At 68.0% G+C, this 20,207-nt stretch carries 23 protein-coding genes; 10 read left to right on the top strand and 13 right to left on the bottom strand.

Annotated features, from left to right (window positions below; all coding sequences use genetic code 11):
* Positions 1 to 56: 56 nt before the first annotated feature.
* Entirely contained in the window at positions 57 to 1,103 is a 1,047-nt protein-coding gene (locus H3H55_RS13825) for a 2-dehydropantoate 2-reductase (protein ID WP_193098912.1), read from the bottom strand.
* On the bottom strand, positions 1,096 to 1,620 hold the full coding sequence (locus H3H55_RS13830; protein WP_048245135.1) for a DUF962 domain-containing protein: 525 nt from the start codon (positions 1,618 to 1,620) through the stop codon (positions 1,096 to 1,098). The genes H3H55_RS13825 and H3H55_RS13830 overlap by 8 nt, the downstream gene beginning before the upstream one ends.
* A gap of 81 nt (positions 1,621 to 1,701) precedes the next feature.
* Here H3H55_RS13830 and H3H55_RS13835 point away from each other — a divergent pair, with 81 nt between their 5' ends.
* Together H3H55_RS13835 and chrA are read left to right on the top strand one after the other, a co-directional pair.
* Positions 1,702 to 2,409: a Crp/Fnr family transcriptional regulator gene (locus tag H3H55_RS13835; RefSeq protein WP_193098913.1), complete on the top strand. Its 708-nt coding sequence runs from the start codon at positions 1,702 to 1,704 to the stop codon at positions 2,407 to 2,409.
* An 88-nt stretch (positions 2,410 to 2,497) separates the two neighbouring features.
* Positions 2,498 to 3,709, top strand: a complete 1,212-nt coding sequence (gene chrA / locus H3H55_RS13840; RefSeq protein ID WP_193098914.1) for a chromate efflux transporter — start codon at positions 2,498 to 2,500, stop codon at positions 3,707 to 3,709.
* Positions 3,710 to 3,813: 104 nt separating this feature from the next.
* On the opposite strand, the gene sodB is transcribed toward chrA, so the two are convergent.
* The 3 genes from sodB to H3H55_RS13855 form a co-directional block, all read right to left on the bottom strand.
* Positions 3,814 to 4,392, bottom strand: coding sequence for a superoxide dismutase [Fe] (gene sodB / locus H3H55_RS13845; protein WP_011352986.1), 579 nt, complete (start codon positions 4,390 to 4,392; stop codon positions 3,814 to 3,816).
* Between the two features lie 226 nt (positions 4,393 to 4,618).
* The gene (gene xseA / locus H3H55_RS13850; protein WP_129512809.1) at positions 4,619 to 6,001 is read right to left on the bottom strand and encodes an exodeoxyribonuclease VII large subunit; all 1,383 of its coding nucleotides are present in this window, start codon (positions 5,999 to 6,001) and stop codon (positions 4,619 to 4,621) included.
* Positions 5,952 to 6,167 carry a hypothetical protein gene (locus H3H55_RS13855; RefSeq protein ID WP_193099509.1) on the bottom strand — a complete coding sequence of 72 codons (216 nt, stop codon included), beginning with the start codon at positions 6,165 to 6,167 and terminating at the stop codon, positions 5,952 to 5,954. The genes xseA and H3H55_RS13855 overlap by 50 nt, the downstream gene beginning before the upstream one ends.
* Positions 6,168 to 6,451: 284 nt before the next feature.
* On the opposite strand from H3H55_RS13855, the gene lpxK reads away from it, so the two are divergent.
* The 5 genes from lpxK to H3H55_RS13880 all read left to right on the top strand — a co-directional run bounded on the left by lpxK (position 6,452) and on the right by H3H55_RS13880 (position 10,581).
* Entirely contained in the window at positions 6,452 to 7,480 is a 1,029-nt protein-coding gene (gene lpxK, locus H3H55_RS13860) for a tetraacyldisaccharide 4'-kinase (protein WP_193098915.1), read from the top strand.
* Complete coding sequence (locus tag H3H55_RS13865; protein WP_010090898.1) at positions 7,461 to 7,655, top strand: Trm112 family protein; 195 nt, start codon at positions 7,461 to 7,463, stop codon at positions 7,653 to 7,655. Before lpxK ends, H3H55_RS13865 begins: the two co-directional genes overlap by 20 nt.
* A gap of 109 nt (positions 7,656 to 7,764) precedes the next feature.
* Entirely contained in the window at positions 7,765 to 8,556 is a 792-nt protein-coding gene (gene kdsB / locus H3H55_RS13870; protein WP_048245146.1) for a 3-deoxy-manno-octulosonate cytidylyltransferase, read from the top strand.
* A 208-nt stretch (positions 8,557 to 8,764) separates the two neighbouring features.
* Positions 8,765 to 9,427: an adenylate kinase gene (adk, locus tag H3H55_RS13875; protein ID WP_193098916.1), complete on the top strand. Its 663-nt coding sequence runs from the start codon at positions 8,765 to 8,767 to the stop codon at positions 9,425 to 9,427.
* A 395-nt stretch (positions 9,428 to 9,822) separates the two neighbouring features.
* Positions 9,823 to 10,581, top strand: coding sequence for an SDR family NAD(P)-dependent oxidoreductase (locus tag H3H55_RS13880; protein ID WP_193098917.1), 759 nt, complete (start codon positions 9,823 to 9,825; stop codon positions 10,579 to 10,581).
* Between the two features lie 67 nt (positions 10,582 to 10,648).
* Here H3H55_RS13880 and H3H55_RS13885 read toward each other — a convergent pair whose 3' ends face one another.
* Both H3H55_RS13885 and murJ read right to left on the bottom strand, forming a co-directional pair.
* Positions 10,649 to 11,491, bottom strand: coding sequence for a SirB1 family protein (locus H3H55_RS13885; RefSeq protein ID WP_129512814.1), 843 nt, complete (start codon positions 11,489 to 11,491; stop codon positions 10,649 to 10,651).
* Positions 11,492 to 11,499: 8 nt separating this feature from the next.
* A complete protein-coding gene (murJ, locus tag H3H55_RS13890) occupies positions 11,500 to 13,107 on the bottom strand; it encodes a murein biosynthesis integral membrane protein MurJ (protein WP_319022278.1) in 1,608 nt (535 codons plus the stop codon).
* Between the two features lie 246 nt (positions 13,108 to 13,353).
* On the opposite strand from murJ, the gene rpsT reads away from it, so the two are divergent.
* Positions 13,354 to 13,626 carry a 30S ribosomal protein S20 gene (rpsT, locus tag H3H55_RS13895; RefSeq protein WP_047898858.1) on the top strand — a complete coding sequence of 91 codons (273 nt, stop codon included), beginning with the start codon at positions 13,354 to 13,356 and terminating at the stop codon, positions 13,624 to 13,626.
* 149 nt (positions 13,627 to 13,775) lie between these two features.
* On the opposite strand, the gene H3H55_RS13900 is transcribed toward rpsT, so the two are convergent.
* Positions 13,776 to 14,096 carry a DUF3579 domain-containing protein gene (locus H3H55_RS13900; RefSeq protein WP_048245154.1) on the bottom strand — a complete coding sequence of 107 codons (321 nt, stop codon included), beginning with the start codon at positions 14,094 to 14,096 and terminating at the stop codon, positions 13,776 to 13,778.
* Positions 14,097 to 14,509: 413 nt separating this feature from the next.
* On the opposite strand from H3H55_RS13900, the gene argF reads away from it, so the two are divergent.
* Positions 14,510 to 15,439 (top strand): ornithine carbamoyltransferase, encoded by a 930-nt coding sequence (gene argF / locus H3H55_RS13905; protein WP_193098918.1) that lies wholly within the window; start codon positions 14,510 to 14,512, stop codon positions 15,437 to 15,439.
* Between the two features lie 98 nt (positions 15,440 to 15,537).
* Here the strand turns inward: argF and H3H55_RS13910 are convergent, their stop codons facing one another.
* From H3H55_RS13910 to murB, 3 genes are all read right to left on the bottom strand, one after another.
* Positions 15,538 to 16,620, bottom strand: coding sequence for an SRPBCC domain-containing protein (locus H3H55_RS13910; protein WP_193098919.1), 1,083 nt, complete (start codon positions 16,618 to 16,620; stop codon positions 15,538 to 15,540).
* A complete protein-coding gene (locus H3H55_RS13915; protein WP_048245161.1) occupies positions 16,617 to 16,991 on the bottom strand; it encodes an ArsR/SmtB family transcription factor in 375 nt (124 codons plus the stop codon). The genes H3H55_RS13910 and H3H55_RS13915 overlap by 4 nt, the downstream gene beginning before the upstream one ends.
* A 224-nt stretch (positions 16,992 to 17,215) precedes the next feature.
* Positions 17,216 to 18,265: a UDP-N-acetylmuramate dehydrogenase gene (gene murB, locus H3H55_RS13920; protein WP_193098920.1), complete on the bottom strand. Its 1,050-nt coding sequence runs from the start codon at positions 18,263 to 18,265 to the stop codon at positions 17,216 to 17,218.
* A 136-nt stretch (positions 18,266 to 18,401) separates the two neighbouring features.
* Between murB and H3H55_RS13925 the strand changes: the two genes are divergently transcribed.
* A complete protein-coding gene (locus tag H3H55_RS13925; RefSeq protein WP_006762345.1) occupies positions 18,402 to 18,887 on the top strand; it encodes a YajQ family cyclic di-GMP-binding protein in 486 nt (161 codons plus the stop codon).
* A 72-nt stretch (positions 18,888 to 18,959) separates the two neighbouring features.
* Here H3H55_RS13925 and plsY read toward each other — a convergent pair whose 3' ends face one another.
* Positions 18,960 to 19,598, bottom strand: coding sequence for a glycerol-3-phosphate 1-O-acyltransferase PlsY (gene plsY, locus H3H55_RS13930; protein WP_048245165.1), 639 nt, complete (start codon positions 19,596 to 19,598; stop codon positions 18,960 to 18,962).
* 108 nt (positions 19,599 to 19,706) lie between these two features.
* Entirely contained in the window at positions 19,707 to 20,198 is a 492-nt protein-coding gene (gene ybaK / locus H3H55_RS13935) for a Cys-tRNA(Pro) deacylase (protein ID WP_048245167.1), read from the bottom strand.
* Between the last annotated feature and the right edge of the window lie 9 nt (positions 20,199 to 20,207).

The following is a 20,207-nucleotide window of genomic DNA, read 5'->3' on the forward strand; positions in this document are numbered from 1 at the left end:
GCGGCTGAAGTGACGTCGCGCCGCCCGACCCGCGCGACGGCGAGTCAATCCCGCCGCTATGCGGCCCGCACGTCGCCCGTGCGCGGCGTCTGCGCAGTCAACTCGGCCCACAGCGCATCGCCGCGCCAGGCCGGGCGCGCCGCGGCGCTTTCCGCGTCGTGGACTAGCGCGCACAGCCGCGCATTGACGGGCGCCTGCGCACCGAAGCGTGCGGCCAGCCGCACGACCTCGCCGTTGATCCACTCGACTTCCGTCGCACGGCGCGCCGCGAGATCGTCGGACATCGACGAACGCGCGAGCGGATCGATCGCGAGCATCCGGCCGCCAAGCAAGCGAAACGCGGCATCGGGAAGCTCGAGCACGGCCGGGATCCACGCGGCCGGCAACGGCGTCAGCCGCGCGGGCCGGATCGCGGCATGCGCCAGCCAGTGCAGCGCTTCGCGCTGCGCGAGCGCGACGCAGCGCCGGTACGCGCGTTGCGCGAGTTCGTCGCGCAGCGGCAGGTTCGCGAGCGCATTGACCGCGTTGTTCAGGTTGAGCAGCAGCTTCGCCCACTGCACGGCCGGCATGTCGCGATGCAGCGCGAGCGGCAGCCCGGCGCGCGCGAATGCGCCGGCGAACGGTTGCAGCGCGGGCGACGCGTCGGCCGCGAGCGCACCGGCCGAACCCTGGTGGAATGCGCCGGGCTCGCGCTCGATCACGTTGAACGGCACCATGCCGGCCAGCACGGTCGCTTGCGGCAGCGCGTCGCGCAGCACGTCGGCGTTGTGCAGGCCGTTCTGGAAACTGATGACGACCGTGCCGGGCCGCAGCACGCCGGCGAGCTGCGCCGCGGCATCGCGCGTCGCGGCCGACTTCACCGCGACGAGCACGAGCCGCGCGGTAGCCGCGGCCGCCGGATCGGTCGAGAACGCAACATCGGCCGGCGCGAGCGTCGCACGATAGCCGCGCTGGTCGGTCAGCGTGAGCCCGTGCAAATGAATCGCGTCGCCAATCCGCGCGCGGCCGACGAGCGTGACGTTCGCGCCGGCCGCCGCGAGCCGGCCGCCGAGATAACAACCGACGGCGCCCGCGCCGAACACGCAGACCGGCGCGTCAGACATGCGAGTGCGCGCCGCCGTGCACGGGGCCGGCCCGCCGCTCGACTTCGCGGCGCACGTCGCCGCGCAGCCCCGCGAAGAACGCGACTTCGGCGACGACGAACAGCGGCCCGACCATCAGGCCGACCAGGTCGTCGACGAACGCAGGCTTGCGCCCTTCGAACCAGTGCCCGACGAACTGCACGATCCAGCCAACGACGAACGCGCCGATGCCGATCGCGAGCCATTGCGCGGTCGGCAGCAATGCGAGCGCCTGCGCGGCCCACAGGCCGAGCGCGAACAGCGCGGTCATCACGATCCCGAACCGCAGGTCGAGACGCAGGTAGAACGCCGCGAACGCGACGGCAAGCAGCAGCGCCGGCGACAGCGCGACGCCGGCCAGCATCCCGATCGCCGGCCGCGACAGCAGCACCTCGACCGCGAACACGATCATCGGGATCCCGACCAGATGCGTCGCGATGTTGCGCGCGTCGCGATGGTAGGCCGCATACTGGGAAAGGTGGTCTTCGAGCGTCTTCATGGCGTCTCCTGGTCGGTCGTTGAGCGCTATGATGCGCGTCACGTCCGAGAACCTCTGTCAGCTACCCGACATCGCGTGCCCATGCCCTCGTCGCTCGCCCCCTACCTGCCGCAGATCGAAGCGAACCCGTGGTTCGCCGCGCTGCCGCCCGCGTTGCGCGCGGACCTGCTCGCCGGTGCGGCGCTGCGCCGCCTGCCGGCCGGCCACGCGCTGTTCCGGCGCGGCGACCCGCCGTGCGGGCTGTACGCGGTACTGGCCGGTTCACTCACGATAGGTGCGGTCGACCCGCAGGGCAAGGAAGCGCTGCTGACGGTGGCCGAGCCGGTCACCTGGTTCGGCGAGATCGCGCTGTTCGACGGCCAGCCGCGCACGCACGACGCGATCGCGCTCGACGATGCGCTGCTGCTGCACGTTCCGCAGGCCGCGCTGCTTGCGATTCTCGACGCGACGCCGCAACACTGGCGGCAATTCGCGCTGCTGATGGCGCAAAAGCTGCGCCTGAGCTTCCTGACCGTCGAAGCGATGAGCGTGATGCCGGCCGCGCAGCGGCTCGCCGCCCGCCTGCTGATGATCGCCGACGGCTACGGCGGCATCAGCGCCGGGCGCACGCGCGTCCGGCTGTCGCAGGAAACCCTCGCGTCGATGCTGTCGCTGACGCGGCAGACCACCAACCAGTTGCTGAAGGCACTGCAGGCCGACGGCGTCGTGCGCTTGCATGTCGGGGAAATCGAGCTCGTCGACGTCGACGCGCTGCGCCGCGCGAGCGGGCTGGGCGACGGTTCGCACTGAACGCCACGCAGCGGCCGCACCGAGACACCCCCGCCGTCGCCGCGTTGCGCTATCGTGGCGGCTCGTTCCGTCCATCCCGCACGCCGTCTTGAACACGTCGACCCTCCCCGCCCCCTCCCGTGACCCCTGGCCCGTGTTCGTCGCGTTCCTGCGGCTCGGCCTCACGTCGTTCGGCGGCCCGGTCGCGCATCTCGGCTACTTTCGCGCCGAATTCGTCACGCGGCGCGGCTGGCTCACCGAACGCACGTATGCGGATCTCGTCGGGTTATGCCAGTTTCTGCCGGGGCCTGCGAGCAGTCAGGTCGGAATGGCGATCGGGCTCGCGCGCGCCGGCTATGCAGGGATGCTCGCCGCGTGGCTCGGCTTCACGATGCCGTCGGCGCTGCTGATGATCCTGTTCGCGCTCGGCGTTCATGCGACAGGCGCACCGATCGAAGCCGGCGCGCTGCACGGGCTGCGCATCGTGTCGGTCGCCGTGATCGCGCAAGCGGTCTGGGGCATGGCGCGCACGCTGTGCCCGGATGCGCGCCGCGTCACGCTGATGGCCGCGGCGGCGTGCGTCGCGCTGCTTGCGCCGGCCTCATGGACACAGGTCGCGGTGATCGGCACGGCCGGTGCGGTCGGCTTCGTGCTGCTGCCGCAACCGGCACGCGACGCCCACGATCCGTTGCCGCTGCACGTGTCGCGCCGTGCGGGCGTGTTGTGGCTTGCGCTGTTCGCGACGCTGCTCGTCGCGCTGCCGTTCGCGGCCCGTGCGCTCCGCTCGGATACGCTCGCCGTCGTCGAGGCGTTCTTCCGCACGGGCGCGCTCGTGTTCGGCGGCGGGCACGTGGTGCTGCCGCTGCTGCAGGCGGCCGTGGTCGCGCCCGGCTGGGTCGACGATTCGGCGTTCCTCGCCGGTTACGGGCTCGCACAGGCCGTACCGGGGCCGCTGTTCACGTTCGCGGCATTCCTCGGCGCTTCGCTGCGCGACGCGCCGAACGGCTGGCTCGGCGGCACGATCGCGCTCGTCTCGATCTTCGCGCCGTCGTTCCTGCTCGTTGCCGGTACGGCGCCGTTCTGGGAACGCCTGCGCGGAAGCACACGCATGCAGGCTGCGCTCGCGGGCGTGAACGCGGCCGTCGTCGGGCTGCTGCTCGCCGCGCTCTATCACCCGGTCTGGACCGACACGATCATGTCGCCGCGCGACCTGGCCGCGGCGCTCGTCGCGTTCGTCGCGCTGTCGTTCTGGCGCGTGCCACCGTGGGCCGTCGTGATCGCGAGCGCGACGCTCGGCTGGGTGCTCGGCCTGGTCGCCTGATCCGGCAGGAACGCCACGATCGTGCCGGACAAAAACAAAAAAGCCCTCGTTTCGAGGGCTTTTTCTGGGTACCGCGCGCCATGGCGGCGCGCAGGTGCCGGACCTTACGCGAAGTTCTTCGCTGCGAAGTCCCAGTTCACGATGTTCCAGAACGCTTCGACGAACTTCGGACGTGCGTTGCGGTAGTCGATGTAGTACGCGTGTTCCCACACGTCGATCGTCAGCAGCGCCTTGTCGGCGGTCGTCAGCGGCGTGGCGGCGTTGCTCGTCGACACGATGTCGAGCGAACCGTCCGCCTTCTTCACGAGCCATGCCCAGCCCGAACCGAACGTGCCGACCGCAGCCTTCGTGAACGCTTCCTTGAATGCGTCGTACGAGCCCCACTTCGCGTTGATCGCGTCGCCCAGCGCGCCCGTCGGTGCGCCGCCGCCGTTCGGCGACAGGCTGTTCCAGAAGAACGTGTGGTTCCAGATTTGCGCGGCGTTGTTGAAGATGCCGCCCGACGACTTCTTGACGATCTCTTCCAGCGACAGGTTCTCGAATTCCGTGCCCGGGATCAGATTGTTCAGGTTCGTCACATAAGCCTGATGATGCTTGCCGTAGTGGTACTGGATCGTCTCGAGCGAGATGGTCGGCGCGAGTGCGTCTTCAGCGTACGGGAGCGGCGGGAGCGTATGAGCCATGGCGATTCCTTCGTTGAGTATGTAGGGGGGCTTGTGTTGAATGCTGCCGAGCGTCCGATTGTAGGCGAGGACGAATAACCCCGCAAACTCACGGGCCATTTATCCGCGGTATGCGGAAAAGCGATGTTTGCGCATCGTCCGGCCGGACGAACCGACGATGCGCGGCATCCGTTCCCGTGCGTCGCGCGTGCGCTGCGGGACCTGCGTTTCGCTTACGCCGGCCCGCTCAGATCGTATCGGTCAAGCGCGGCTGCACGTCGGCGAGCGACACGTCGGCCGAGCCTTCGGCCAGATGCACGGTCAGGCGGCGCTGCGGCTTCAGCGCGCTCGGCGCGCGCACCGCGCGGCCGGTCTGCGCGTCGATGAGCGCCGCATAACCGCGTTCGAGCGTGCGCTGCGGGCTCAGCACCTCGAGCCGTGCCGCACAGGCTGACACACGTGCCGTGTCGCGTTCGTGACGGCGCTGCAACGCAACCGCGAGACGCTGCGACAGCCCCGCGAGCGCCTGGCGCGCCTGCGACGGATCGGGCCGCGCGCGCTGCCAGCGCAACTGCGCGAGCGCAAACCGCGCGCGCGCGTCGCGCACCGGCCGCGAGGCCGCCGACGCGAGCCGCACCGCGAGCTGCTCGACATGCGTGCGCTGCCGCTGCAGCCGCTCGGCCGGGCTCACGAGCCGGCGCGCGAGCCAGTCGAGCTGCTGCGCGCGCTGTTCGAGCATGCGTTCGATGCCGCGCGCGAGCGCACGCTGACGCTCGTCGACCTCGCGCAGCAGCAGCGCGCGCTGCGGGCTCGCGAGTTCGGCCGCGCCGGTCGGCGTGGGCGCGCGCAGGTCGGCCGCGAAATCCGCGATCGTGAAATCGGTTTCGTGCCCGACGCCGCTGACGACCGGCAGCTCGCTCGCCGCGATCGCGCGCGCCAGCGCTTCGTCGTTGAACGACCACAGATCCTCGATCGAACCGCCGCCGCGGCAGACCAGCAGCACGTCGACCTCGCGCCGCGCATTCGCGGCCTGGACGGCCGCGACGAGCTTTTCGGCGGAACCGGCGCCCTGCACGGGCGCCGGATAGACGATCACCGGAATATGCGGCGCGCGGCGCGCGAGCGTGGTCAGCACGTCGCGCAGCGCGGCGGCCTGCAGCGACGTGACGATGCCGATCGCGCGCGGGTGGGCCGGCAGCGGCCGCTTGCGCTCGGGCGCGAAGAGCCCCTCGCCCTCGAGTTGCGCCTTCAGCCGCAGGAACGCCTCGTACAGGCGCCCCTGCCCGGTGCGCCGCACGGCCTCGACGTTGAGCTGCACTTCGCCGCGCGGCTCGTACATCGTGACGACCGCGCGCACCTCGATCCGGTCGCCTTCGCGCGGCGTAAATTCCGCGTATTGCGCACGGCCGCGGAACATCACGCAGCGCATCTGCGCCTGCTGGTCCTTGATCGAGAAATACCAGTGGCCGCTCGCGGCACGCGTGAAATTCGACACTTCGCCCGATATCCACAGCAGCGGAAACGAACGCTCGAGCATCGTCGAAATCGCGCGATTGAGCGCCGAAACGGGAATCACTTCGTCACCGCCGCGCGTCGCGCCGGGTGCGGAAAAAGGAGAGTCGGAAGGCATGGGCGGTCGGATGAATGCTGGCGGCGACACGATAGTCCGACACGCGCGCGACGTCCAGCGCCGGCCGCATTCGCCGCGACGCGCGGAAGGTGTCCACATTCTGGCAACGATCCGGCTCAAACGCTTTGAAACCGCCTAAAAATCCAGACAATTCGTCATAACACATTGATTTTTATAGATTTTTAAACCTTTCGAAATCATTCACATCCGATTCGAGGCCCGCCCGGCGGGCGTTTGAGGCGATCGACCGGGGAGTTTTTCACAGAGTTGTCCACAGGCCGCCGCGATCCGGCCCCGCAGGCTGCGTCGGCCGGTCGCGCTTGCCGCGTCCGCCTGCGGCGCGCTAGAGTGCCGCCTTCCGCAGACCCCGCGGCATGCGCCGCCCAACGGAGAATCCGCCTTGACGAATCCGTCCCACGCCGCGGCGCACCACGCGCCGCGCCCGGCCCGATGAGCGCGCCCGGCGGCCCGCTCGCCCGGCTCGAAGCGCGCCTGACACGCGAATGGCAGCGGCGCGGCGCGCTCGCGTGGGCGCTCACGCCGTTCGCGTGCGTGTTCGGCCTGTGCGCGGCGCTGCGGCGCACCGCGTATGCGCAGGGCTGGAAAAAGCCGGTCGACGTCGGTGTGCCCGTCGTCGTGGTCGGCAACGTGACCGTCGGCGGCACCGGCAAGACGCCGACCGTGATCGCGCTCGTCGACGCGTTGCGCGCGGCCGGCTTCACGCCGGGTGTCGTGTCGCGCGGCTACGGCGCGAACGTGACGGTGCCGACCGCCGTCACACCCGCGTCGCGCGCGAGCGCGGCCGGCGACGAACCGCTGCTGATCGCGCGCCGCACCGGCGCGCCCGTCTGGGTATGCCCCGATCGCGTCGCGGCCGCGCAGGCGCTGCGCGCCGCGCATCCGGACGTCGACGTGATCGTCAGCGACGACGGCCTCCAGCACTACCGCCTCGCACGCACGGTCGAGCTCGTCGTGTTCGACCACCGGCTCGGCGGCAACGGCTTCCTGCTGCCGGCCGGGCCGCTGCGCGAGCCGCTGTCGCGGCACCGCGACGCGACGCTCGTCAACGATCCGTACAGCGGCGCGCTGCCGCCATGGCCCGACACCTACTCGCTCGCGCTCACGCCGGGCGCCGCGTGGCACCTCGACCAGCCCGCGCTGCGCCGCCCGCTGTCGCAGTTCGCGCACGAACGCGTGCTCGCGGCGGCCGGCATCGGCGCGCCGGAACGCTTCTTCGCGACGCTGCGCGCGGCCGGTCTCGCGCCGGCAACCCGTGCGCTGCCCGACCACTACGCGTTCGCCGACAATCCGTTCGTCGACGACGCCGTCGACGCGATCCTGATCACCGAGAAGGATGCAGTAAAATTGGGCGCTTCCTGGCGCGACGCTCGACTGTGGGTGGTCCCCGTCGAAGCCGCGCTCGACCCTCGCCTCATTGCCCTCGTTGTGGAGAAACTCCGTGGACGCTCGCCTGCTTGAAATCCTTGTGTGCCCTATCTGCAAAGGCCCGCTCCACTATGACCGTGCCGCGCAGGAGCTGATCTGCAACGCGGACAAGCTCGCGTACCCGATCCGCGACGGCATCCCCGTGATGCTCGTCGACGAAGCACGCCAGACCGTCGAAGGCACGCCGGTCGACCCGGCCGGCCGCTAAGCCGCCCGACGACGCCCCGGCCGCGGCCCACCCGCGGCCGGCTCGCCGAACCCCGCCGGGCGCCGGCTCCCGACGCGCCGCCCGCCCCGACCTTCTCACCGCTCCCCCGATGACTCACCCGCAACCCTTCATCGCCGTCATTCCCGCCCGGCTCGCGTCGACGCGGCTCCCGAACAAGCCGCTCGCCGATCTCGGCGGCAAGCCGATGGTCGTACGCGTCGCCGAGCGCGCGCGCGAAGCGGGCGCGCAGCAGGTGCTGGTCGCGTCCGACGCGCAGAGCGTGCTCGACGCTGCGCGCGATCACGGTTTCGAAGCGGTGCTGACGCGCGCCGACCATCCGTCCGGCACCGACCGGCTCGCGGAAGTCGCGGCGACGTTCGGGTGGAGCGACGACACCGTCGTCGTCAACGTACAGGGCGACGAGCCGCTGATCGACCCCGTGCTGGTGCGCGACGTAGCGTCGCACCTGGCCGCGCATCCGGCGTGCGCGATCGCGACCGCCGCCCACCCGATTCACGCCGCGGCCGACGTGTTCAACCCGAACGTCGTGAAGGTCGCGCTCGACGCGCAGAGCGTCGCGCTGTACTTCTCGCGCGCGCCGATTCCGTGGAGCCGCGACGCGTACCAGCCGCACTGGCCCGACGTCGCGGCCATGCCGGCCCCTGCGTTTCCGGTCTACCGGCACATCGGCCTCTATGCGTATCGCGCGCGTTTCCTGCGCACGTATCCGACGCTCGCGCAGGCGCCGATCGAACAGGCCGAGCAACTCGAACAGCTGCGCGCGATCTGGCATGGCGAGCGCATCGCAGTGCTGATCACCGAGCAAGCGCCCGAAGCCGGAATCGACACGCCGGCCGATCTCGCGCGCGTGCAGGCCCTTTTTCAGCCGGGTTCAAAATAACCCGTGGCATAATCAGGCGATTGTGCGAGCCGTCCGTGACCAGCGCGTTCTCGCTTGACCCCGCCCGCGGCCCTGCCGGCAGCCGCGCGTCGCCAAAGCCGACGCGCCGCATCAGACCAGCCCGCCGCGCGCCAGGCAAGCCCCGCGCACACTGTCGCCGACGCCTTCGAAGCTCGCCACACGAATCTACATACTTGGAGATATCACCATGCGTTTGATCCTGTTGGGTGCACCCGGCGCGGGAAAGGGCACCCAGGCAAACTTCATCAAGGAAAAGTTCGGCATCCCGCAAATCTCGACGGGCGACATGCTGCGCGCGGCCGTGAAGGCCGGCACGCCGCTCGGCATCGAAGCGAAGCGCTTCATGGATGAAGGCAAGCTCGTGACGGATGACCTGATCATCGGCCTCGTCAAGGAGCGCCTGAAGGAATCCGATTGCGCGAACGGCTACCTGTTCGACGGCTTCCCGCGCACGATCGCGCAGGCTGACGCGATGAAGGAAGCCGGCGTCGCGATCGACTACGTGCTCGAGATCGACGTCCCGTTCTCGGAAATCATCGAGCGCATGAGCGGCCGCCGCACGCACCCGGCATCGGGCCGCACGTACCACGTCAAGTTCAACCCGCCGAAGGTCGAGGGCCAGGACGACGTGACGGGCGAACCGCTGATCCAGCGCGACGACGACAAGGAAGAAACCGTCAAGAAGCGTCTCGAAGTGTACGAAGCGCAGACCAAGCCGCTGATCAAGTACTACGGCGACTGGGCGCAGCGCGGCGAGGAAAACGGCCTGAAGGCCCCGCAGTATCGCAAGATCTCGGGCCTCGGCAGCGTCGAGGAAATCCGCGAGCGCGCGTTTGACGCGCTGAAGTAAGCAGCGCATCGCGCATCCGCAAGCCGCCCTTTCCGGGCGGCTTTTTTTCGGCCGCGCGACGGCGCCCCGTACAATCGGTCGAACGGGTGTGCCCGGCATCGAACGGAACCACCGCTTTGCATGGGACCTCCCTAAGCGCTAAAGCGCTAAGGGCGGTCGACGCTTTGCATGGGACCTCCCTAAGCGCTAAAGCGCTAAGGGCGGTCGACGCTTTGCATGGGACCTCCCTAAGCGCTAAAGCGCTAAGGGCGGTCGACGCTTTGCATGGGACCTCCCTAAGCGCTAAGGGCGGTCGACTCCCTCCCTAAGCGCTAAAGCGCTAAGGGCGGTCGACGCTTTGCATGGGACCTCCCTAAGCGCTAAAGCGCTAAGGGCGGTCGACAAAGGAGGCAGTCATGGAGATTCGCGGCAACGTCTTTCTGATCACGGGTGGTGCATCGGGCCTCGGCGCCGGAACGGCCCGGATGCTCGCGCAGGCAGGCGGCAAGGTCGTGCTCGCCGACCTGAACGAAGCGGCGGGCGTCGCGCTCGCGACCGAGCTGGGCGGTGAGTTCGTGCGCTGCGACGTCTCGAGCGAGGCCGACGCGCAGGCGGCCGTCGACGCGGCGACGCGTGCGGGCACGCTGCGCGGCCTCGTGAACTGCGCGGGCATCGCGCCCGCCGCGAAAACGGTCGGCAAGGACGGCGCGCATCCGCTCGACGTGTTCGCGAAAACGATCAACGTGAACCTCGTCGGCACGTTCAACATGATCCGGCTCGCGGCCGCCGCGATGGCCGCAACCGCACCGACGGCGGAAGGCGAGCGCGGCGTGATCGTCAGCACCGCGTCGGTCGCCGCGTTCGACGGGCAGATCGGCCAGGCCGCGTACGCGGCCTCGAAGGCCGGTGTCGCGGGCATGACGCTGCCGATCGCGCGCGACCTGTCGCGCAGCGGCATCCGCGTGATGACGATCGCGCCCGGCCTGTTCGAAACGCCGATGCTGCTCGGCATGCCGCAGGACGTGCAGGACGCGCTCGGCGCGATGGTGCCGTTCCCGCCGCGGCTCGGCAAACCGGCCGAATACGCGATGCTGGTGCGGCAGATCGTCGAGAATCCGATGCTCAACGGCGAGGTGATCCGCCTCGACGGCGCGATCCGGATGCAGCCGAAGTAAGCGCCGATGAAAAAACGCCCGCGATGCGGGCGTTTTTGATTCGAGGCTCCGGCAGTCGCGCGCCGGCTCAGTCCTCGCCGTCGCGCTGCATCCGCTGCCGCAGTTCGGTGACCTGCGACTCGACGACGGTCGCGTCGTCCGCATCCGGCCGCTCGCCGAGATACTGCTCGAGATCCTCGAGCGCGGGGCGCAGGTAGTCGAGCCGCGCATACGCGAAACCGCGATCGCGCACCTCGTCGAGCTGCTCGGGCAACAGGATCACGAGGCGCTGCTGCACCGCGAGCAGCCGCTGCCAGCGTTCCGTCTGCAGATAGATCGTCTTCAGGTTGCGCAGCATCCGCGCAATGATCTCGCGGCTCGTCGCGGGCTGCAGCAGCGCGCGCAACGCGCTGTCGACCGCACCGGCCGCGCGTGCGACGTACGGCTCGAGCATCTCGACCATCTCGGCTTCGGACAGCGAATGGCCATTGGTCGGATCAATGATCAGGTCACCGTCCGGCAGCGTCACGCGCAGCAGGAAGTGACCGGGGAACGACACGCCGCGCGCCGGCACGCCGATCTGTTCGGCGAGCTCCAGATACAGCACCGACAGCGAGATCGGGATCCCGCGCCGCCGCTTCAGCACCGCGTTCAGGTGGCTGTTATCGGGGTCGTAGTAGTCGTTGTGATTGCACGCGAAGCCCAGCTCGCGGAAGAAGAAGTCGTTCAGCGCGGCGACACGGCCCTTCAGGTCCGCATCGTCGGCGAGCCGCCGGCTCAGCCGTGCCGCCAGCATGTCGAGTTCGGCCAGCGTGCCCTGCAGGTCGAGGTCGGGATACGCGTCCTGCGCCAGCGACAGCGCGGTTTCCGTGACGGGCAGGCTGTCGTCGTCCGCCACGAGCGTGCTGAAGTAGTCGAGGACGCGGGTCATAGCGGTCGTCACTTGGCGCGCCTTCTGAAGTAAGCGTATTTGAAGCCCATCACCCACAACATACCGAAATATAGTGCAGCGAACAGCACGAGGCACGCGGCCATCAGCGCGATGCGATCGAGCGGCTGCGCGCGCATCCCGGTCCAGTCGAAGGCGATCGAGAACCAGTGCATCAGGCCCGCGAGCACGAGCGTCGCACCGATCAGCTGCACGAAGAAGCGCAGCCAGCCCGGCGACGGCTGGTAGATGCCGCGCTTGCGCAGCCCGATGAACAGCAGCAGCGAGTTCAGGCACGCGCCGACGCCGATGCTCAGCGTGAGGCCCGCGTGGCCGATCAGCGGCACGAACACGTAGTTCGAGATCTGCGTGACGATCAGCACGCCGATCGCGATCTTCACGGGCGTCTTGATGTCCTGCTTCGCATAGAAGCCCGGCGCGAGGATCTTGATCAGGATGATGCCGACGAGGCCGATCCCGTAGGTCGCGAGCGCGCGCGCGACCATCGTGACGGTATGCGCGTCGAACTTGCCGTAGTTGAACAGGGTCGCGGTGAGCGGCGTCGCGAAGAAGAACAACGCGAGCGCGCTCGGCGCCGCGAGCAGGAACGTGACGCGCAGCCCCCAGTCGAGCAGCGCCGAATACTCGTGCGAATCGGCGTCGACGTGCGCCTTCGACAGGCTCGGCAGCAGGATCGTGCCAAGCGCGACGCCGAGCAGCGCCGTCGGAAATTCCATCAGGCGGTCGGCGTAGTTGATCCACGACACGGCGCCCTGCCCGAGCCGCGACGCGATGTTGGTGTTGATGATCAGCGACAGCTGCGCGACCGACACCGCGAACGTCGCGGGCACCATCTTCGCGAGCACGCGCTTCACGCCGGGGTGACGCAGCGCGCGCAGCGGGTTCAGGCCGATCAGCGGCACCATGTCGATCTTCTTCAGGCCCGGCAGTTGCACGAGGAACTGCAGCACGCCGCCGACGATGACGGCCCACGCAAGCGCGTATACCGGCACCTTCAGGTGCGGCGCGACGAACACGGCCGCGCCGATGAACGCGACGTTGAGCAGCACCGGCGCGAACGCGGGCAGCGAGAAGCTCTTGTACGTGTTCAGCACGCCGGACGCGAGCGTCGTCAGCGAAATGAACACGATGTAGGGGAACATGATCCGCGTCATCGTGACCGCGAGCGGGAACGCCTGCCCGTCGGTGTGCAGGCCGGACGCGACCGCGAACACGACCCACGACGCGCCGAAGATCCCGAGGACCGACAGCACGGCAAGCGCCCACGCAAGCACGGTCGACATCGCGTCGACGAGCGCCTTCGTGGCATCGTGCCCCTGCTGGTTCTTGAACTCGGCGAGGATCGGCACGAACGCCTGCGAGAACGCGCCCTCGGCGGACAGGCGGCGCAGCAGGTTCGGGATACGGAAGGCGACGTAGAACGCGTCGGTGTATTGACTGGCACCGAACGCACGGGCGATCAGCGTCTCGCGGGCCAGTCCGGTCACGCGCGACAGCAGCGTGAAGCCGCTGACCGTCAGCAGGGCTCGGAATAGATTCATGGGGCGCTTATTATACGGACGTTGCGTGGCCCGGCACGGACCGAAGCCGAAAAGCACGCACGCCGCCGGCGTCCCTTCCGACGGGAATCACTTCAAGCTTGCCACTCGCTTGATTTTGTTGCTATAATCGCCGGTTTCTGGGCTCGTACATGCACGGCAACTGCCGTTTTCATGTCCCGGCCTCGGTTAAACTCACCGTTTTTTTATGCGCCCCTGGGCAATCGTTCTCAGGGGACGGATCGAAAAGCAGCGCTTGGCCGTCAGGCTCCAAGCTCTGGAAACAGGACAGGATAAGGAACCGTCATGGCTAACTCCGCACAAGCACGCAAGCGCGCCCGCCAGGCCGCGAAGGCAAACTCGCACAACTCGGCGCTGCGCTCGAAATTCCGTACCGCGATCAAGTCGGTTCGCAAGGCTGTTGAAGCCGGCGACCACGCAAAGGCTGCCGATCTGTTCAAGGCTGCCGTGAAGACGATCGACACGATCGCCGACAAGAAGATCGTTCACAAGAACAAGGCCGCTCGCAGCAAGAGCCGCCTGGCCGCAGCCGTCAAGGGCCTGCAGGCAGCAGCGTAACTCCGGTGCGCCCGCCCACGCGGGCGCTCCTGTTTCCTGCGATCGCAAAAAAGCCCGCCTAGGCGGGCTTTTTTGTCGTCTGTCGTCCGGACATCTCGCCGGCCGACGACAGCCAGGGCGGGCGCAGCAGGCGCCCTCGCCCGTCGGCATCATTTCTTCGCGCTGTAGTCCGGCAGTTCACACGCCTCGGTGACGACGAGGTTGTTGTCCTTCGCGAAATTCAGCACGAAATCGAAAGCCATCGGCTCGATGTCGCGCAGCCGGGAATCGAGGATCACGCACTTCAGGTCGCCGAGCATCGTCGGGCGCACGTACAGCGAATACTTGAGACGCGCATTCGGCCCGCTCGCCCCCGGCCCGAAGCAGGCCATCACACCGGCCAGACGTTCCGACCAGTCGCTCGGGCGAAACTTTTTCCCGTCTTTCGTGATGCCCTGGATGAAAAATTCGGTCGGAGGGGTTTCAGCCATGTGGTTACCCAAGTGACGGCCCGGCGATGCCCAGGCGACGGCGCCTGGATACGCGAACACAAAGCTGGAATGAACGGCGGCACAAGCCATCCGATATCCCGAAAACGGGGCGTCGGAGCGCGCCGCCGGTGTACTGCACCGGATTTGTGCAGCGCACGGCTTGTGTCCGGCAGAGCGCGATGAGGCTTGCCTGCCGGGCTGGAGAAAACTTTTGGATTATACCGCAGCGCGCCATCGCGCGTCGTTCCGAGGCCCCGCTTCCCGTGCTGCCGACGGCGCGACGAGATCGCGCCCCGTTTCTCTCCGTGGCTCGTCAAAGCACGGAAAATCCTTTATGCTGCTTTGAGTTATCCACACCCGACGGTGGCGCCGTCCGGCCTCGCTGCCGGGTGAAACCCGCCGTATCTCGCTTCATGACCGCCAAAACCATTCGTCACTACCTGCAGTTCAAGGATTTCTCGCTGGAAGACTACGAGTACGTGCTCGAACGCACGGGTATCCTGAAGCGCAAGTTCAAGAACTACGAGACCTATCACCCGCTGCACGACCGCACGCTCGCGATGATCTTCGAGAAGAACTCGACGCGCACGCGCCTGTCGTTCGAAGCCGGGATCTTCCAGCTCGGCGGCCACGCCGTGTTCATGAGCACCCGCGACACGCAGCTCGGCCGCGGCGAGCCGGTCGAGGATTCCGCGCAGGTGATCTCGCGGATGGTCGACATCATCATGATCCGTACGTTCGAGCAGGAGATCATCCAGCGCTTCGCGGACAACTCCCGCGTGCCGGTGATCAACGGCCTGACCAACGAATACCACCCGTGCCAGGTGCTCGCCGACATCTTCACGTACTACGAGCACCGCGGCCCGATCGCCGGCAAGACCGTCGCGTGGGTCGGCGACGCGAACAACATGCTCTATACGTGGATCGAAGCCGCGCAGATCCTCGGCTTCAAGCTGCGCCTGTCGACGCCGCCCGGCTACACGCTCGACATGAAGCTGGTGGCGCCCGACAGCGCGCCGTTCTACGAGGTATGCGACGACCCGAACGAAGCGTGCAAGGGTGCCGATCTCGTGACGACTGACGTGTGGACGAGCATGGGCTTCGAGGCCGAGAACGAGGCACGCAAGCAGGCATTCGCCGACTGGTGCGTCGATGAGGAAATGATGGGCCACGCGAACCCGGACGCGCTGTTCATGCACTGCCTGCCCGCGCACCGCGGCGAGGAAGTGACGGCCGGCGTGATCGACGGCCCGCAGAGCGTCGTGTGGGACGAGGCGGAAAACCGCCTGCACGTGCAGAAGGCGCTGATGGAGTTCCTGCTGCTCGGCCGGCTGAAGCACTGACACGCGCGGCCTCGCCGCAAGCGACAAGCGCCGGCACAGCCGGCGCTTTTTATTTTCTCGCCACCTGCGCGGCAGGCGCGCTCATGGCGATGCCCCCATCAGCCCGGCGCCGGCTGCGTCGCGGCGAAGCTTGGCCGCTCACGCATCACCGCCTGCGCACGCGTGACGTTCGAGTATTTCCGCAGTAATTCCGCCCCTTCGGGGAACATGCCCACGTACGCCAGGATCGGCGCCAGGAACAGATCCGCCATCGACAACTCGCTGCCGGCCAGGTAATCGCGACCGCCGTACGCGGCGTCGAACACCTGCAGATGCTTGTCGATTTCAGGCAGCGCCGCGTCGATCACCGCGCGATCAGGCTGGCCATTCTCGCCTTTCGGGAACACGTACTGCAGCACGTAGCGGCGCACCATCGCGTCGTATGCATAGCAGTTGATCACGCTGATCCATTGCTCGCCGCGCGCATGCGCGGTGGCGCCCCACCGGGGCAGCAGGCTCGGGCCGTCGAACGCTTCGTCGATATAGCCGAGGATCGCACGCGTTTCGTAGAACTCGATCGGACCGTCGCAGAATGCCGGGATGAGCCCGAACGGGTTATGCGCGAGCACTTCCGGCGAATGCGGCGGCAGCGGTTGCAACGTGTACGCGACGCCCTTTTCCGCGAGCGCCATCCGCACGGTCCGGCAATAGCTGCTGCGCGGATCGCCGATCACGACGACGGTACCCGCGCTGCCCTCCGGGTCCAGCAGATCGTTGAGCCGGTTGAACACCGATTGCCACCCGCCCATGTGCGAATCGCGCTCGGCCTCGCTCGGAAAGCCGCTGTGGCGCATGTGCAGATGCGTCCCGCCGTCCTGGTCGGTGAACGTGACCTCGATCAGCGTCTTCAGGTCGGCCGGCATCGCCCCGGCCTCCCAGGCCCACGTGTACGCCAGAAAGTCGACGCGATCGACCTTCTGGTATTCGCCGCCCGCGATGTGGCGCGAACCGTCGCGCCCACCCATCACGATGCGGTACTTGCCGCCGACCCGCGCGTCGGCGCTTGCTTCGATCACGCCCATCCCGCGCGGACAATGCCAGGTCGCCAGCGCGGTTTCGTTCGTGAACGCGTCGAAAACACGTTCGCGCGGCGCGCGGATGAACCGGTTCAATTCGAGATGAAACGTCGCTGCCTGACTCATGACTTCTCCCGCCGAGGTGGGGCGTCGTCGCCGGCCGTGCCGCCCGCGCACGATTGTTCGACGAACGCCGTCAGTCGATCGAGGCTCTCTTCCCAATATTGCCGATAGGCTTCGAGCCACCCGTGCGCATCGCGCATCCCGTCCGCACGCAACCGGCAGATTCGCCAGCGCGCATTGACTTCCCGCTCGATCAACCCGGCCTCCGACAGCACGCGAAGGTGCTTCGAAATCGCCGGCGCCGACATGTCGAACGGCCGGGCCAGTTCGCCGACGGGCGCCGCGCCCTCGGCCAGCCGCACCAGGATCGCGCGCCGGGTAGGGTCGGCCAGCGCAGCGAACACCGCGGACAGGGGATCGGATGTGGAATGCATGATCTCATTTAACTTTAAGGTTAAATGAGAGTCAAGGGGATGATGGGAGCGGCGGCGTGGCGGCGTGGATGGACGGGCGACGGGACGAAACGACGCGCGCATCGCCGCCGAGCGGTGCGGCGCGATGCGGGACATGACGGTGTACTTCGAGAAAAACGGACGATTCGCCGTGTGGAACCGGCAACAGCCGGCACGGTTCCGTTACGCGGGTGTCCTGGCCCGGCTTACAGGCAGACCGGCTCCGGCTCCAGCTCGACGCCAAATTTCGCGAACACGTCGTGCTGGATCGCCTGTGCGAGCGCGAGCACGTCGGCGCCGGTCGCGCCGCCGCGATTGACGAGCACGAGCGCCTGGCGGTCATGCACGGCCGCCGCGCCCAGCGCACGCCCCTTCCAGCCGCAGCGGTCGATCAGCCAGCCGGCGGCAAGCTTGACCTGCCCGTCCGGCTGCGGATACGACACGACCTCGGGCGCGCGGGTGCGCAGCGCATCGAACTGCGCGGCATCGATCACCGGATTCTTGAAAAAACTGCCCGCGTTGCCAAGCACGAGCGGATCGGGCAGCTTCGCGCGGCGGATCGCGACGACCGCGTCGAACACGTCGCGCGGCGTCGCCGCATCGGGCGCGATACCGCGCGCGTCGAGCTCGCGCGTGACGTCCGCGTAGCCGAGCCGCGGCGTCCATTGCCTGGGCAACCGGAACGTCACGGACACGATCGCGTACCGGCCGCGCCCTTCCCGCTTGAAGAAACTGTCGCGATAGCCGAACGCACAGCGCGCGGCGTCGAAGCGCTCGCTGTGCCCCGTCGCCAGTTCGACCGCGACCAGCGAGTCGAAATACGCCTTCATCTCGAGGCCGTACGCGCCGATGTTCTGGATCGGCGCGGCGCCGACGGTGCCCGGGATCAGCGCGAGGTTCTCGAGGCCCGGCATCCCGTGCTCGAGCGTCCACGCGACGAATGCGTGCCAGTTCTCGCCGCCGCCGGCCTCGACGTACCACGCGTCGTCGTCCTCGCGCACGACGCGGCGGCCCGCGATCTCGTCGAGCAGCACGACACCGTCGAAATCGCGCGTGAACACGACATTGCTGCCGCCGCCGAGCACGAGCCGCGGCAGGCTCGCGACGCGCGCGTCGCGATGCAGCGCCTCGAACTGCGACGCGTGCGTGATGCGCGCGGCAAAGCGCGCCGTCGCGGCGATGCCGAACGTGTTGTGTGCGGCAAGCGGATGGTCGGGAAGCAGCGACAGGGCGGAATCGTCAGGGGGCATCGGCATTCGCGGTCACGTCCGCCCGAGCGGCGCATGGCCGGCCTTGGGCAAACGGAGGGGCATCGGTAAAATGGCAAACAGTCCGCAATTATAGCGAGTGCCCGCGCGCGAGCCGGGTGCCCGCATCTCAAGGGAGAAAACCATGCCATCGTTCGACGTCGTTTCCGAAGCGAACATGATCGAAGTGAAGAACGCCATCGAGCAGTCGAACAAGGAAATTTCGACGCGCTTCGACTTCAAGGGCTCCGACGCGCGCGTCGAGCAGAAGGAGCGCGAGCTGACGCTGTTCGCCGACGACGATTTCAAGCTCGGCCAGGTCAAGGACGTGCTGATCAACAAGCTGGCCAAGCGCAACGTCGACGTGCGCTTCCTCGACTACGGCAAGGTCGAGAAGATCGGCGGCGACAAGGTCAAGCAGATCGTCACCGTGAAGAAAGGCGTGACGGGCGATCTCGCGAAGAAGATCGTGCGGCTCGTGAAGGACAGCAAGATCAAGGTGCAGGCGAGCATCCAGGGCGACGCCGTGCGCGTGGCGGGCACGAAGCGCGACGATCTGCAGAGCGTGATCGCGATGCTGCGCAAGGATGTGACCGATACGCCGCTCGACTTCAACAACTTCCGCGACTGATCGGCCACCGATCCGTCATCACGCCGGGCCCCGCACACGCGGCGCGCCCGGCACGCGGCAACCGCCGCTGCGTCAGGCTTTCCCGCCGTCCTGCGCGCCGCCGTCCGCGGCCGCCTTCTTCTTGTCGCCGATCCGGCTCTCCTGCCCCGCGAGCAGCTTCGAAATATTGCCGCGGTGACGCCAGATGAGCAGCACGCTCATCGCGAGCACGGCCCACGCAACCGGGTTGTGGCCCGTGCCGAACAGGAACACGTCGAACACCGGCGCGAACACGGCCGCCGCCAGCGCGGCGAGCGACGAATAGCGGGAGAAGAACGCGACGATCAGCCAGGTCAGCGCGGTCGCGAGCCCGAGCACCGGGTGCACGGCGAGCAGCACGCCGGCCGCGGTCGCGACGCCCTTGCCGCCCTGGAAGCGGAAGAACACCGGATACAGGTGGCCGAGGAACACGGCGATCGCCACCCATGCGACCGCGACGTCGGGCAGGCCGAAGTGCCGCGCGAGCCAGACGGCGATCCAGCCCTTGAACGCGTCGCCGACGAGCGTCAGGATCGCGGCCTTTTTGTTGCCGCTGCGCAGCACGTTGGTCGCGCCGGGATTCTTCGACCCGTACGAACGCGGGTCGGCCAGGCCCATCGCCCCGCTGACGACGACGGCGAACGACACCGAACCGATCAGGTAGGCAACGAGGGCGGCGAGCAGGATCTGCATGCGGAGGACTCTTCTTTCAACGTATCGGTAAAGGGAAGGCTATGTGCGGCAAGCCGAAACGGCGCCCATTCTACCGAACGAGCACGGCCTGCCACGAAGGTGAAACCCTCAGTCGACGCTCGCGCACTGCACGGGCTGCGCGCCGAGCAGCGACGTGAGCACCGCCGGCTCGAGGCTGACGAGATAACCGCGACGCCCGCCGTTCAGGTAGATCGTCGGCAGTTCGAGGATCGTCGCCTCGACGTAGACGGGCATCGTCTTGCGCGTGCCGAACGGCGACGTGCCGCCGACGAGATAGCCCGAATGGCGGTTCGCGACGTCGGGCTTGCACGGCTCGACGCGCTTCGCGCCGATCTGCCGCGCGAGGTTCTTCGTCGACACGGTGCGGTCGCCGTGCATCAGCACGATCAGCGGCTTCGCGTGTTCGTCTTCCATCACGAGCGTCTTCACGACGCTGTGCTCGTCGACGCCGAGCTGGCGCGCCGATTCGCCGGTGCCGCCGTGCTCGACGTATTCGTACGGATGCTCGCCGAACGCGACGCCGTGGCGGCGCAACAGCTGGGTCGCGGGGGTTTCGGACACGTGTCTGGATTTGCTCATGGCGGCATT

The sequence above is a fragment of the Burkholderia sp. Z1 genome, assembly GCF_014893795.1.
Classification (GTDB): domain Bacteria; phylum Pseudomonadota; class Gammaproteobacteria; order Burkholderiales; family Burkholderiaceae; genus Burkholderia; species Burkholderia theae.